Origin of the sequence: Streptomyces cahuitamycinicus (assembly GCF_002891435.1) — a bacterium.
Taxonomy (GTDB): Bacteria; Actinomycetota; Actinomycetes; order Streptomycetales; family Streptomycetaceae; genus Streptomyces; species Streptomyces cahuitamycinicus.
This window is the reverse complement of the sequence record NZ_POUC01000227.1, coordinates 1-12,690: the sequence shown is the minus strand read 5'-3', so window position 1 is coordinate 12,690 and position 12,690 is coordinate 1. Positions and strand designations below refer to the sequence as shown.

Sequence of the window (12,690 nt, the reverse complement as noted above, 5' to 3'; positions counted from 1 at the left end):
AGCCACGCCACGGCATCGGCGCACGCGGCCGTCGCGCCGCGGTGGGCGACCAGCAGCCGGGTGGTGCCCGGGCCGACACCGAACAGGGCGTCGGTGATGTGCCGTTCGGTCACCGTGTCGAGGCTGGAGAGCGCGTCGTCGAGGATCAGCAGGCGGCCACCGTGCGCGAACGCCCGGGCCAGACCCAGCCGTTGGGACTCGCCGCCGGAGCGCGGGGCGTCGGCGACGGCCGTGTCGTACCTCTTGGGGAGGCGGCGGACGAAGTCGTCCGCGAGGGCTGTGCGGGCCGCTTCCCGGATCCGGCCGGGGGAGGGGGACGGCAGGCCGAGGCCGATCGCCTCCTCGACCGTGCCGCCGAGGAGGGCGGGCCGGGCGAAGGCGTATCCGACGGCGCCGCGCAGGTCGTCGTGCGTCAGCTCGCGCAGTGGGACGCCGTCGAGGAGCACCTCGCCCGCGTCCGGATCGGCCAGCCGTCCGGCCAGCGCGGCCAGCAGCGACTTGCCCGCCCCGGACCGGCCGACCACGGCCAGCGTCGTGCCGCCCGGCACGTCGAGGTCCACCTCGTCGAGCACGTCGCGTCCGCCGCGCCGGGCCGTCACCCCGCGCAGCTCCAGCCGCCCGGGGCCGTCGGGCAGCCGGCGGGCGCCGAAGGGGGTGGCGGGCTCGGCCTCGACCTCGCCGAGGCGCCGGGCCGCGGCCCGGGCCCGGGCCAGGCCCGCGAGCCGGCCGACCAGTACACCGACGCCCGTGGCCAGCACCGCGTACCGGGAGGCCGCGAGCACCTCGCCCACCGAGAGCCTGCCCCGGGTGAGCAGCACACCTGCCACGGCGACGACCGCGAGTTGCAGCAACGGCGCCACGGCGACCGCCCGGGCCGCGGCCCGCCCCTGCACCCGCCACATGCGGTGCCCGGCCCGCGACAGATCGGGCAGTGGCCGCAGTACCCGGGCCGTCTCCCGGCCCTCCGTGCCGGCCGCGCGGACGGTGCGGACCCCCTCGACGGCCTCCGCCAGCGCGGCCGCGATCCGGCCCTGGGCCCGCTGGTAGCGCGCCGCGCTCTCGGAGGTGTCCCGGGAGACGGCGCGCAGGAGAAGGGCGAGCACAGGGGCTCCGGCGAGGAACACGGCCGCCAGCCACCAGTCGATCAGCCCCAGCGCGACCACCCCGCCGACGGGACCGGCGAGCGCGGCGACCAGCGCCGCACGGGCCGCCGGAGTGGTCCCCGCCTCGGCGGCGTTGCCGACCAGCCGTGCGACGAGGTCACCGGAGCCGAAGCGGTCCGCGGCGCGCGGGCCGACGCCGAGCACGTGCCCGGTCAGCCTGCGGCGCAGCCACGCGGTGGTGCGGGCGTCGACGGTGCCGGTGAGGACGGTCTGGAGCGCGTCGAGCAGACCGAGCAGCAGCACGAGGCCGGCGCAGCAGAGCACCCAGCGGGTCGCCGGAGCGTGTGCCAGCAGAAGATCGAGGGCCCGGCCCAGAACGGCCGGGAGCAGCAGTCCGGCACCCGTCGCGGCGATGCTCACCAGGCACAGCGCCGCACAGCGGGACCCGCTGTACCGGGTGGCCGTGCGCAGCAGCGTGCGAGCGTGTCCGGCCGCCGGGTCGTCGTCGCCGCACGTGGTCATACGGGCCTTTCCTGGGACGGGAAGGACCCCGGGCGGCCCCTCCCCGAAGGGAGGGAGCCGCCCGGAGCGAGCAGACCGTCGGTCAGAGACAGAGCAGAACGCTCGCGGCGCTGATGCAGGAGAGCAGGCTCACCGTGCTGTTGCCGCCGCCGTCCGTGCGCTCTTCGGTCTCGATGGTCTGCAGGTCGAGAAGTGCCATGGTGTGTCCTTCCGTTGGGTGTCCGTCCGTGGTCATCCGTGGGGACGGGGTGGTGTCACGACTCCGCGGGATCGCGCAGCCGCGTCAGTGGGGCCGCCTTCCGGGCGGCGGGAGGAACGGCAGGTGGGCGTCGGTCGCCGGGCCGAGGGCCGCGCCGAGCGCCAGCAGGCACCCTGCCGTTCCGGTGGCGAGGTCCATGGAGAGCCGCATCATCTGGTGCCCGGGAAAGGCCAGTTGGCCCTGGTACGCCATCGCGAACCAGCCGAGCCCGGCGATCTGACCGGCCAGGCGGTCCTCGGTCGCGCCCGGCGTGGTCGTGCGGCTGAGGTGCAGGATCATTCCGGCGCGGCCCTGGAAGAGCCCGGGCTGCGCGTAGAAGCGTGAGGTGGCCGCGGTGAGCACACCGGAGCGGGCCGGACCGAACTCCCCGGCGAGACCGGGGGAGTGGGCGACCAGATCGTCGAGGACCATGCCGAGGCCCGCGCTGCCGTCACCGAGGTAGGGCAGGGTCCGCCAGCCCTCGTCGACCTCAAGCGACCCGTTCTCCCGGGTCACGCAGGACGCCAGATCCCGGCGCAGGGCAACGGCCGCCGCCTCCAGCCAGGCCTCCTCGCCGGTCCACTCGTACTGCCGCAGCATGAGCAGGGCGGGGCCGCTCGCGCCGCGCAGCAGTCCGGCGCGCGGCCGGGACGAGGCCGGGACCGGCTCGGTGAGCCGCTGGACGAGGATCCGCGCGGCGTCGTGGGCCCGCTCGCCCAGCTCCGCCTCGCCGGTCGTACGGGCCAGGTGCCCGAGGACGAGACCCAGGCCGGCCAGTCCGCCGTGCAGGTCGGAGGAGAGCTTCTGCCACCGCTCGGCGAGAATGCCCTCGACCAGGTCGAGGGCCCGCTGCCGGTACCCGAGCCGGTCGAGGACCAGGGCGACGCCCGCGAGCCCGTCGTACAGGCCGAGCGGGGTGCCGACCGGGGCCGGTGCCGTCCGGTCCAGCAGCCAGCGCTCGCCCTCGTCGTACCGCTCGGCGCCGGCCGCGTCCAGTGCGAACAGCACCCCCGCGGCGCCGTGGGCGAGCCCGAGCCCGCCGCCGTCCGAGAACTGGGCGACGTCACCGGGGAAGAGCCGGTCGTCACGCTCCGGGGTGGCCGAGGCGAGGATGGCCTTGACCATCGAGTCGCGGCTGTACGGCCAGTCGCCCGGGTCCACCGGCGAGGACGGAGCGGCCACCGTACGGCCGGACACCTCCCGGGTGATCTCCGTGACCGCCTCGTCCAGGAACTCCCGCGGCACGTCCGGGAACTGCTCCGCGATCACCTGGGCAAGGTGTGCCGCCTTGCCCCGGTCGACCACGAACAGCGTGGTCACGGGCAGGAACAGGGCCAGCCGCAGACAGGCCAGCGCATACCGGTCGACGTCGGCGCCCCGGCGGTCCGGCGGCGCGAAGAACCCGGGGTGGGCGACGACCTGGCGGCCGTTCTCCTCGGCGGGGGCCGCGGCCTCGAAGTCGAGGAGGAACACCGTCTCCTCGTCCGGGGCGACCATGATGTTGAAGACGTGCAGGTCGTTGAAGACGATGCCCCGGGCGTGCACCGCCGCCACGGCCTCCTCCACCCTGCGGTGGATGCGCAGCGCCCACGCCGTGTACGCCGTGACGGCTTCCGGGTCGGGGTCCTGGGTGAGCAGCGGATGCCGCTCGGCGAAGAAGGAGTTGAGCGGACGGCCCGGAAGGAAGTCCATCACCAGGAAGCGGTGCCCGCCCAGCTCGAACCAGTCACGCACCTCCGGGACGACGCCCGTGCCCGCGACCTGCTCCAGGGCCTGCTTCTCCCGCTCCAGCCGGGCGATCGCGTCGGCCCCGTCCGAGGCGAGACCCGCGTGCGGACGGCCCTCCTTGAGGACGATCCTGCTCCCGTCCCGGGTGTCGGTGCCCGCGTACACACCGCCGCCGTTGGAGAAGTGCAGCGCCTTCTCGATACGGTAGGGCAGGTTGCCGGTCGTCGTGTTGTTCCGCGCGTCGAGGTGCGGCTCGAGGAACGCCGGCAGTGTCACCCACTCGGGCACCTGGAAGGACGGCGACCGCCGGTCCGGCACCAGCCGCCCCTCGCCGTCCCGCACCGCCGGCACCAGCGAGCCCCGCTCGTCCACGACGAACGCCCGTGCGAAGGCGCCGTAGCGGACGTACAGCGGGCCCTCGCCCCAGCGCAGGTCGGTGAGGATGTACGGCCCCTCGAAATCCTCCAGCAGCGCGCCCAGCTCGCGCAGCACCTGGTGCAGCTGCTCCTCGCCGGACGGGTAGACGGTGACGAACTTGCCGCTGCCGTCGCGCGGCGCGTACTTGGTGTTGCGCAGGTGGAGCAGGTGCGGGCCCGGCACGAACTTGAAGGGGACGCGCCACTCGACGCAGTAGTCCCATACGATCCGCGCGACCTCCTCCGCGTTGGCCCGCGTCGCCGAGGCGTGGATCTTCCACCCCTGGGCCGGGCCCTGCAGCGGTTCGCCGTCCGGGCCGAGCGGCGTCATCGTCAGCCAGTCGCCGATCCGGGCCGACTCCCAGCCCTCCGGCAGCGGCCGGCGGGCCGTCTCGTAGAGGTGGGCGGCGCTCCCCTGCCCGCTCCGCGCCAGCCGGTCCGGCGTCTCGTAGAAATGCCGGTCGGCCAGCGCGTACACCTCGTACCGCTTGTCCATGCGTCCCCCTCCGCGACGAGCACCGAGCTTTCCAGCCACCTGCCGGGCACGCACAGTCACGCCTGTCACCAGAACACCGTGCGGAACTCACGCGTCAAGACATGTTCGGATTCTTTCGAGCGCGCTCGCCGAGGCTCCTCCACGGAACGCCCACAGGGGCTGCGCAGGTGTCTCATAAGCGCTGTAATGGCCAACGTGGTCAGTCAGGGCGCCCAAGAGCGCGGAACGCGATCGATGCGTGCCGAAGGTGCCCTCAAGGCGATCGCGGTCGATCAGGAGTCACCCGAACGGCTGCGCCGCGTCCTCGAACAGGCACTCGTCTTCGCCGGTGCGGCCTTCGCCGCCGTCTACGCTCCCGGCCAGGACGGCGAGCTGCTGTACCTGATGGAGTCGGCCGGGGTCCCGAGGACGCTCTACGGGCTGCGCGACAGCTACCCGCGGGCCGGACGGTCCCCGGTCGCCGCCGCCCACCGCGGCGGACGGCCGGTGTCGCTGGGCCCGGCGGAACTGGCCGCGGACGCCCAGGCGCGGCGCGTACCCTCCGGCGACTTCTTCCTGACGGCCCTTCCCGTGCAAGGGGACGGCGGCTGTCTGCTGGCCGTGAGCGAGCATCCCGGGGGATTCACCGCCGACGACCTCAGGTGCCTGGAACTCGTCTCCGAAGCGGTCGCCCTCACCACTCCGGCGGCGCCCGCCGAGGCCGGCGACCTGCCGCCGAGCGCCTTCAGCCTCGCCATGGAAACCGGCCGTGTCCGGGTCGGCGACGACCTGCTGGACCTCTTCGGCCTCGACCCCGTGGAATTCGACGGCCGGGTCGAGACGCTCCTCAGCCTGACCGTCGCCGAGGATCTGCCGTCACTGATGTCCGTGGTGGAGGCCGACCACATGTCCATCGGCGACCGGGAGCTGGAATTCCGGGTGCTCCAGCCCACCGGGCCGCCGAAATGGCTCCGGCTGCGCGGGCGCCTCCTGCCCGGCGGCGAGGGCCGCCCGCCACGGCTCGTGGGCACGGTCGTCGACGCCTCCACGCTGCGCTCCGGCGTCACCGACGTGGTCCGCGTCCAGCGCCTGGCCACCGCGCTGGCCACCGCCGTCACCGTCCGCGACGTCGGCAAGGCCGTGGTCGCCGCACTGCGCAGGCCGCTGCGGGCCGACCGGATCGCACTCGCCGAGCTGGAGAGCGAGCGGCTCGTCGTCACCGTCCTCGACCCGCCCGAGCCCGAGGCCTGGCCCGAGCTGTGGCGGTCGGAGTGGCGCACCGAGTGGCCCGACGCGCCCGTGCGCGCCATGCCCACCCTCGCCGCCGCTCTGCGCGAGGGCCGGGCCCGCATCTGGCCCGCCGGCAGCCCCCTGGAACGCGCCCTCGCCGAGGTCGGCCCCGGCGGCCTCGCCGTCCTGCCGCTGCCCGCGGGCAACCGCATGGCCGGCGCCTGCCTGATCGGCTGGGACACCCCGCACGACTTCGGCACCGACGAACGCGCCCTGCTCACCGCCTGCGCCGGACTCGCCGGACAGGCCCTGGTACGGGCCCGGGCCTTCGATGCCGAGCACGAACTCGTCGGCATGCTCCAGCGCCAGCTGCTGCCCCGCAGCCTGCCCCGGCTGCCGGGCGCGGTGGCCGTCGCCCGCTACCTGCCGAGCACGGCCGGGCTCGAACTCGGCGGCGACTGGTACGACGTCATCCCGCTACCGGACAACCACGTCGCCCTGGTCATCGGCGACGTCCAGGGCCACAGCGCCGGCGCCGCCACCCTCATGGGCCAGATGCGCACCGCCCTGCGTGCCTACGCCGTCGAGGGCCACCCGCCGGACGTGGTGGTCGCGCACTCCAACCGGCTCCTCGTGGACATGGAGAGCGACCTCTTCGCGACCTGCTGCTACGTCGACGTCGACCTGGAGGAGGGCTCCGCCTGGTGCGTGCGCGCCGGGCACCTGCCCCCGGTGCTGCGCTATCCGGACGGCCGGACCGAGATCGCGGAGGCCGAGGGCGGACCGCCGCTCGGGGTGGTCGCCCGGGCCGACTTCCCCATGAGCCCGCTCCGGCTGCCGCCCGGCACCGTGATCGCCCTCGTCACCGACGGGCTCGTCGAGACCCCCGGCTCCGACATCGACGACGGCATGGACCACCTCGCCGAGCAGCTCGCCGGCGCCGCCCCCACCGACCTGGGGCTGGTCGCCGACGCCCTCCTCGGCAACGCCCCGCGCAGCGACGACGTCGCCCTGCTCCTCCTGCGCTACGACGGCATGGAGCTGCGCCCCCTGCGGGAGAGCTGGACGGTGTGGCGGGTGCCCCAGGCCGTCGGGCACGCCCGCCGCTTCGCCCGCCGCACCCTGCGCTCCTGGGGCGTCACTGCCGAGTACGACGCCGTCCTCCTCGTCGTCTCCGAACTCGTCACCAACGCCCTCGTCCACACCGACGGCAAGGTCCGCATGGACCTGACCCTGGTGAACAACCGGCTGCGCGTCGCCATCGCCGACGCCTCACCCCGCTCGCCGGTCAGACCGTCCAGCATCGGCTGGGAGGCCACCGGCGGCCGGGGCGTCCTCCTGGTCGAGGCCGTCTCCGCGACCTGGGGCACCCTCCCGGTCAGCGGCGGCAAGCAGGTGTGGGCGGAGCTGGTGCTGGGCCGCTGAGCCCCTGCGGGCGCGACTCCTCAGCCCAGTCGCTTCAGCAGTTCCTCCGCCAGCGGGGCCGACGACGCGGGGTTCTGGCCCGTGACCAGGTTGCGGTCGGTGACCACGTGCGGGGCCCACGGCTCCCCGGCCCGCACGGTCACCCCGGCCTCCGTGAGACGGTCCTGGAGCAGCCACTTCGCGCGGTCGGCGAGACCGCCCTGGACCTCCTCGGCGTTGGTGAACGCCGCGACCTCGTATCCGGCGAAGACGTTCTCGCCGTCGGCCCCCGCAGCGGCCAGCAACGCGGCCGGCCCGTGGCACACGACACCGAGCGGCCTGCCCGACTCCAGGGCCCGGGCGAGCAGCCGGCCGGAGTCGGCGTTCACGGCGAGGTCCTCCATCGGGCCGTGGCCGCCGGGGTAGAAGACCGCCGCGTAGTCGTCCAGCCGGACGTCCTCCAGCCGGACGGGACGCCGCAGCTCGGCGAAGGACTCCAGCGCCTTCGCGATCCGGTCGGCGTTCTCCTGGCCGCCGTTCACCTCGGGGGCCAGGGAGGCCCGGTCGACGGTGGGCTCGACACCGCCGGGCGTGGCCACGACGACGTCGTGACCGGCGGCCCGGAACGCCTCGTACGGGGCGACGGCCTCCTCGGCCCAGAAGCCGGTGGGGTGCTCGGTGCCGTCGGCCAGGGTCCAGGTGTCGGCGCCGGTGACGACGAAGAGGATCTTCGACATGGTGGGTGCATCTCCGTGGGACGGGCCGCGGTGGGACAGCGCGGCGATGACTGGTACGAGAACTGACCGTAGGTGCCCGGACCGCCGGTTTTCCAATGGCAGCACCAATGCCGGACATAGGAATTCCAATGGCGGGGCGCAGTAGGGTCGGATCGTGTGAGGCCCCTCGACCCCCTCGGCGCCATCGGCACGCCCGCGCAGCCGGACCTGAACCTGCTGCGTACCTTCCTGGCCGTCCACCGGTCCGGCTCCTTCACGGCCGCCGCTCAGCTGCTGGGCCTGTCCCAGCCGACCGTCACCACACAGATCCGCTCACTGGAGCGGCAGACCCGCCGGGAGCTGTTCGAGCGGCTGCCGCGCGGCGTCGCCCCGACCGCCGTCGCCGACGAACTCGCGGCCCGTGTCGCGGGGCCCCTGGACGCGCTCGCGGAGGCCACCGGTCACGGCCCCCGCGGCGCGCGCGCCGAGCCGGTCCATCTGGCCGGGCCCGCCGAGCTGCTGTCCACCCGGGCCCTGCCCGCCCTCGCCCCGCTCGTCACCGAAGGCGTACGGCTGCGCGTCACGACGGGACTGACCGAGCCCCTGCTCGACGAACTGCGCGCCGGCCGCCACGACCTGGTGATCGCCACCACCCGGCCCCGCGGCCGCACCCTGTCCGCGGTGCCGCTGGTCGACGAGGAGTTCGTCCTGGTCGCCGCCCCCGCCTGGGCCGACCGTGTCGCGCGGCGCCCCGCCGCCGACGGACCTGTGGCGTTGCAGGACGTCCCGCTCATCAGTTACGCCGAGGACCTGCCCATCGTGCGCCGCTACTGGCGGCACGTCTTCGGCCGGCGCCTGAACTGCCGCGCCGCCGTTTCGGTGCCGGACCTGAGGGCCGTCCTGGCGCTGGTCACGGCCGGGGCCGGGTTCAGCGTGCTGCCGCGATACCTGTGCGCGGCGGAACTGTCGTCCGGCGCCCTGGTCCTCCTCGACGCCCCCGAGGACGCGCCGATCAACACCGGCTTCCTCGTCCAGCGGCCGGGCGCCTCCGACAACCCGCACGTCACCCTTGTCCGCGACCGGCTCCTGGAGGCCGGCCGCACCTGGTGACACCGCACGCCGACCGGGTACCCGGCGCGACGTAGGACGGAGCAACCGCCACGAGCCGAAGGAAGAGGAACGTCATGGCTCAGCATGTCCGCGACATCATGACCGGCGACCCGGTCACCGTCGAGCCGCAGACCTCCGTCGCCGAGGTGGCGCGCATCATGCGCGACGAGGACCTCGGAGCCGTCCTGGTGACGGACGGCGACCATCTGCGAGGCCTGGTCACCGACCGGGACATCGTGGTCCGGTCGGTCAGCGGGGGCGGCGACCCGGAGCGGAACACCGTGGCCGGCGCGTGCAGCGACGAGCTGGTCACCGTCAGCCCCGACGACGATCTGGTCCAGGCGGTGGAGCTGATGCGCGAGCACTCCGTACGCCGCATCCCGGTCGTCGACCACGGGCACCCCGTGGGCATCGTCTCCCTGGGCGACATGGCCATGGAGCGCGATCCGGACTCGGCGCTCGGCGACATCAGCGCCGCGCGCCCCAACGCCTGAACGGCAGCAACCCCCGGACGGTCCCGCCCACCTCGCCGTGCGCGGGACCGTCGTCCGTCTTGGAACGCCGGGCGGCGGCGGGGGGTTTCGGCAGCGCGGCACAGGCGTCCCGGTCCGGGTTTGTTCGGATTGTCGCTGGGGACTCGGACATCAGTGGAAGCAGAAGGAAGATGATGAGTCGTGGAGTCCATGGACACCAGTGAGAAGCCCGTCGTCCGCCGGCACGAAACCGGCTGGTCGAAGGCGCGCCGCCTGCGCGAGAAGGCCGCGCTGCGGACGTGCCTCCCCGCCGTCGAGGACCGGGGCACCGCTGGAGCGGTGCGCTCCGGAGCGGAGTGGAACATCGTCCGAGGTGAGGACTGAGGCACCTCCGCAGGACCGCGCGGCGACGACCCGGGTGACTCCGCCCGTCGACAACTGAAAGAAGTGATGTTCACAGCTGCCGGATCACGACTAAGGTGAACCGAATGAAGGCTCTCGTGCTGTCCGGCGGCGCAGGAACAAGACTGAGGCCGATCACACACACGTCGGCCAAGCAATTGGTGCCCGTGGCCAACAAGGCCGTGCTGTTCTACGGGTTGGAGTCGATCGCCGAGGCCGGCATCACCGACGTGGGAATGATCGTCGGGGACACGGCCGAGGAGATCGAGGAAGCGGTGGGGGACGGGTCGAAGTTCGGCCTCAAGGTCACCTACATACCCCAGGAGCGGCCCCTCGGGCTGGCCCACGCGGTACTGATCGCCCGGGACTACCTCGGTGACGACGACTTCGTGATGTACCTCGGCGACAACTTCATCGTCGGCGGCATCACCGGCCTCGTCGACGAGTTCCGCGGTCACCGGCCCGACGCCCAGATCCTGCTCACGCGCGTGGCCGACCCTCGCGCCTTCGGCGTCGCCGAACTCGACCCGTCCGGCCGGGTGATCGGCCTGGAGGAGAAGCCCGACCAGCCCAAGAGCGATCTCGCGCTGGTCGGCGTCTACATGTTCACGCCCCGGATCCACGAGGCGGTCCGCGCCATCGAACCGTCCTGGCGCGGCGAACTGGAGATCACCCACGCCATCCAGCACCTGATCGACACCCGCGCCGACGTGCGCTCCACGGTCATCAAGGGCTACTGGAAGGACACCGGCAACGTCGGCGACATGCTGGAGGTCAACCGCACGGTCCTCGAAGCCATGGAGCGCCGCATCGACGGCGAGGTGGACGACGTGTCGGAGACCATCGGGCGCGTGGTGCTCGAAGAGGGCGCACGGATCGTCAACTCCCGTGTCGTCGGGCCCGTCGTCATCGGCTCGGGCACCCTCGTCAGCAACTCCTACGTCGGTCCCTTCACCTCCATCGCCGAGAACTGCCGGATCACCGACAGCGAGCTGGAGTTCTCCATCGTGCTGCGGGACTCCTCGATCCAGGGCGTCGGCCGGATCGAGGCCTCGCTGATCGGCCGGCACGTCGAGGTGACTCCCGCCCCCAGCGTCCCCAGCGCCCACCGATTCGTCCTCGGAGATCACAGCAAGGTGCAGATCACTTCATGAACCTCCTCGTCACCGGCGCCGCCGGGTTCATCGGTTCCCGCTACGTCCGCGCACTCCTCGCCTCGGACGCGCCCGACGCGCCACGCATCACCGTGCTGGACAAGCTCACCTACGCCGGCACTCTCGACAACCTCGAACTGACCCACCCCCGGCTGGAGTTCGTGCAAGGGGACATCTGCGACGCCGAACTCGTCGACAAGCTGATGGCCGGCGCGGACCAGGTCGTGCACTTCGCCGCCGAGTCCCACGTGGACCGGTCGATCAGCGGTGCCGCCGACTTCGTCCGCACCAACGTCCTCGGCACCCAGACCCTGCTGGACGCCGCCCTGCGCCACGACGTGGGCCCCTTCGTGCACGTCTCCACCGACGAGGTCTACGGCTCCATCGAGTCCGGCTCCTGGCCGGAGGACCATCCGCTCCAGCCCAACTCGCCGTACTCCGCCTCCAAGGCCTCCTCCGACCTGCTCGCCCTGGCCTACCACCGCACCCACGGCCTGGACGTGCGCGTCACGCGCTGCTCCAACAACTACGGCCCGCACCAGTTCCCCGAGAAGGTCGTCCCGCTGTTCGTGACGAACCTCCTCGACGGGCACAAGGTGCCGCTGTACGGCGAGGGCCGCAACGTCCGTGACTGGCTGCACGTCGACGACCACTGCCAGGGCGTCGACCTCGCCCGCACCCAGGGCCGGCCCGGCGAGGTCTACAACATCGGCGGCGGCACCGAGCTCACCAACAAGGAGCTCACCGGCCTGCTCCTGGACGCCTGCGGGGCGGACTGGGACCGGGTGGAGTACGTCGAGGACCGCAAGGGCCACGACCTGCGCTACTCCGTCGACTGCTCCAAGGCCCGCGACGAACTCGGCTACCGCCCCCGCCACGACTTCACCACCGGCCTCGCCGAGACCGTCGCCTGGTACCGCGACAACCGGGCCTGGTGGGAGCCGCTGAAGCAGCGCGTCGCCCAGGAGCGGGCATGAGGTGGCTTGTCACCGGCGCGGGCGGCATGCTCGGCCGTGACGTCGTCGGGGAACTGACGGGCCGCGGCGAGAGCGTCGTGGGCCTCGACCGTGCCGCCCTGGACATCACGAGCCCCGAGGCCGTCGACGCCGCCGTGCGGGAGCACCACCCCGACATCGTCGTGAACTGCGCCGCCTACACGGCCGTCGACGACGCCGAGACGGACGAGGCCCGCGCCCTGGAGATCAACGGCGACGGCCCACGCCTGCTGGCCCGGGCGTGCGCGGTGCACGGCGCCCGCATGATCCACGTCTCCACCGACTACGTCTTCTCCGGCGAGGCCCGCACCACCCCCTACCCGGAGGATCACCCGACCGGCCCGCGCACCGCCTACGGCCGCACCAAACTGGCCGGGGAACAGGCCGTGCTGGAGGAGCTGCCGGGGGCGAGCGCGGTGCTGCGCACGGCATGGCTCTACGGCGTCCACGGCTCCAACTTCGTCCGGACCATGATCGGACTGGAAGCCCGCCGCGACACCCTCGACGTCGTCGACGACCAGCGCGGCCAGCCCACCTGGAGCGCGGACGTCGCCGAGCGGATCACCGACCTCGGCCCCCGGCTCGGCCCCGACACGCACGGTGTCTTCCACGCCACCGACTCCGGCGAGGCCACGTGGTACGACCTCGCCCGCGAGGTGTTCTCCCTCATCGGCGCCGACCCCGACCGGGTGCGCCCCACCAGCAGCGCGGCCTTCCCCCGGCC

The 12,690-nt window shown here is 73.3% G+C and carries 11 protein-coding genes; 7 read left to right on the top strand and 4 right to left on the bottom strand.

Annotated elements, in window-relative coordinates:
- The 3 genes from C1J00_RS26370 to lanKC all read right to left on the bottom strand — a co-directional run.
- The coding region (locus C1J00_RS26370) for an ABC transporter ATP-binding protein (protein WP_102911531.1) at positions 1–1,625 on the bottom strand (1,625 nt) is incomplete at its 3' end.
- Between the two features lie 82 nt (positions 1,626–1,707).
- Complete coding sequence (locus C1J00_RS26365) at positions 1,708–1,824, bottom strand: SapB/AmfS family lanthipeptide (protein ID WP_031113019.1); 117 nt, start codon at positions 1,822–1,824, stop codon at positions 1,708–1,710.
- A gap of 84 nt (positions 1,825–1,908) precedes the next feature.
- A complete protein-coding gene (gene lanKC, locus C1J00_RS26360; RefSeq protein WP_102911530.1) occupies positions 1,909–4,503 on the bottom strand; it encodes a class III lanthionine synthetase LanKC in 2,595 nt (864 codons plus the stop codon).
- Between the two features lie 186 nt (positions 4,504–4,689).
- On the opposite strand from lanKC, the gene C1J00_RS26355 reads away from it, so the two are divergent.
- A complete protein-coding gene (locus C1J00_RS26355) occupies positions 4,690–7,137 on the top strand; it encodes a SpoIIE family protein phosphatase (RefSeq protein ID WP_102911529.1) in 2,448 nt (815 codons plus the stop codon).
- Positions 7,138–7,157: 20 nt separating this feature from the next.
- Here C1J00_RS26355 and C1J00_RS26350 read toward each other — a convergent pair whose 3' ends face one another.
- The gene (locus tag C1J00_RS26350) at positions 7,158–7,853 is read right to left on the bottom strand and encodes a type 1 glutamine amidotransferase domain-containing protein (protein ID WP_102911528.1); all 696 of its coding nucleotides are present in this window, start codon (positions 7,851–7,853) and stop codon (positions 7,158–7,160) included.
- A 156-nt stretch (positions 7,854–8,009) separates the two neighbouring features.
- Here C1J00_RS26350 and C1J00_RS26345 point away from each other — a divergent pair, with 156 nt between their 5' ends.
- From C1J00_RS26345 to rfbD, 6 genes are all read left to right on the top strand, one after another.
- Positions 8,010–8,942: a LysR family transcriptional regulator gene (locus tag C1J00_RS26345; RefSeq protein WP_180989711.1), complete on the top strand. Its 933-nt coding sequence runs from the start codon at positions 8,010–8,012 to the stop codon at positions 8,940–8,942.
- Between the two features lie 74 nt (positions 8,943–9,016).
- Positions 9,017–9,436: a CBS domain-containing protein gene (locus C1J00_RS26340; RefSeq protein ID WP_102911527.1), complete on the top strand. Its 420-nt coding sequence runs from the start codon at positions 9,017–9,019 to the stop codon at positions 9,434–9,436.
- Between the two features lie 180 nt (positions 9,437–9,616).
- Positions 9,617–9,799 carry a hypothetical protein gene (locus tag C1J00_RS45485; protein WP_102911526.1) on the top strand — a complete coding sequence of 61 codons (183 nt, stop codon included), beginning with the start codon at positions 9,617–9,619 and terminating at the stop codon, positions 9,797–9,799.
- A gap of 104 nt (positions 9,800–9,903) precedes the next feature.
- Positions 9,904–10,971, top strand: a complete 1,068-nt coding sequence (locus C1J00_RS26330; RefSeq protein WP_102911525.1) for a glucose-1-phosphate thymidylyltransferase — start codon at positions 9,904–9,906, stop codon at positions 10,969–10,971.
- On the top strand, positions 10,968–11,948 hold the full coding sequence (gene rfbB / locus C1J00_RS26325; RefSeq protein WP_102911524.1) for a dTDP-glucose 4,6-dehydratase: 981 nt from the start codon (positions 10,968–10,970) through the stop codon (positions 11,946–11,948). Before C1J00_RS26330 ends, rfbB begins: the two co-directional genes overlap by 4 nt.
- On the top strand, positions 11,945–12,690 hold a 746-nt coding region (rfbD, locus tag C1J00_RS26320), incomplete at its 3' end, for a dTDP-4-dehydrorhamnose reductase (RefSeq protein ID WP_102911523.1). The genes rfbB and rfbD, both read left to right, overlap by 4 nt.

Coding starts and splice junctions, on each gene's coding strand:
- C1J00_RS26340 (WP_102911527.1), top strand. CDS start 9,017: ATGGCTCAGCATGTCCGCGACATCATGACCGGCGACCCGGTCACCGTC.
- rfbB (WP_102911524.1), top strand. CDS start 10,968: ATGAACCTCCTCGTCACCGGCGCCGCCGGGTTCATCGGTTCCCGCTAC.
- C1J00_RS26365 (WP_031113019.1), bottom strand. CDS start 1,824: ATGGCACTTCTCGACCTGCAGACCATCGAGACCGAAGAGCGCACGGAC.
- C1J00_RS26350 (WP_102911528.1), bottom strand. CDS start 7,853: ATGTCGAAGATCCTCTTCGTCGTCACCGGCGCCGACACCTGGACCCTG.
- C1J00_RS26330 (WP_102911525.1), top strand. CDS start 9,904: ATGAAGGCTCTCGTGCTGTCCGGCGGCGCAGGAACAAGACTGAGGCCG.
- lanKC (WP_102911530.1), bottom strand. CDS start 4,503: ATGGACAAGCGGTACGAGGTGTACGCGCTGGCCGACCGGCATTTCTAC.
- C1J00_RS26355 (WP_102911529.1), top strand. CDS start 4,690: ATGGCCAACGTGGTCAGTCAGGGCGCCCAAGAGCGCGGAACGCGATCG.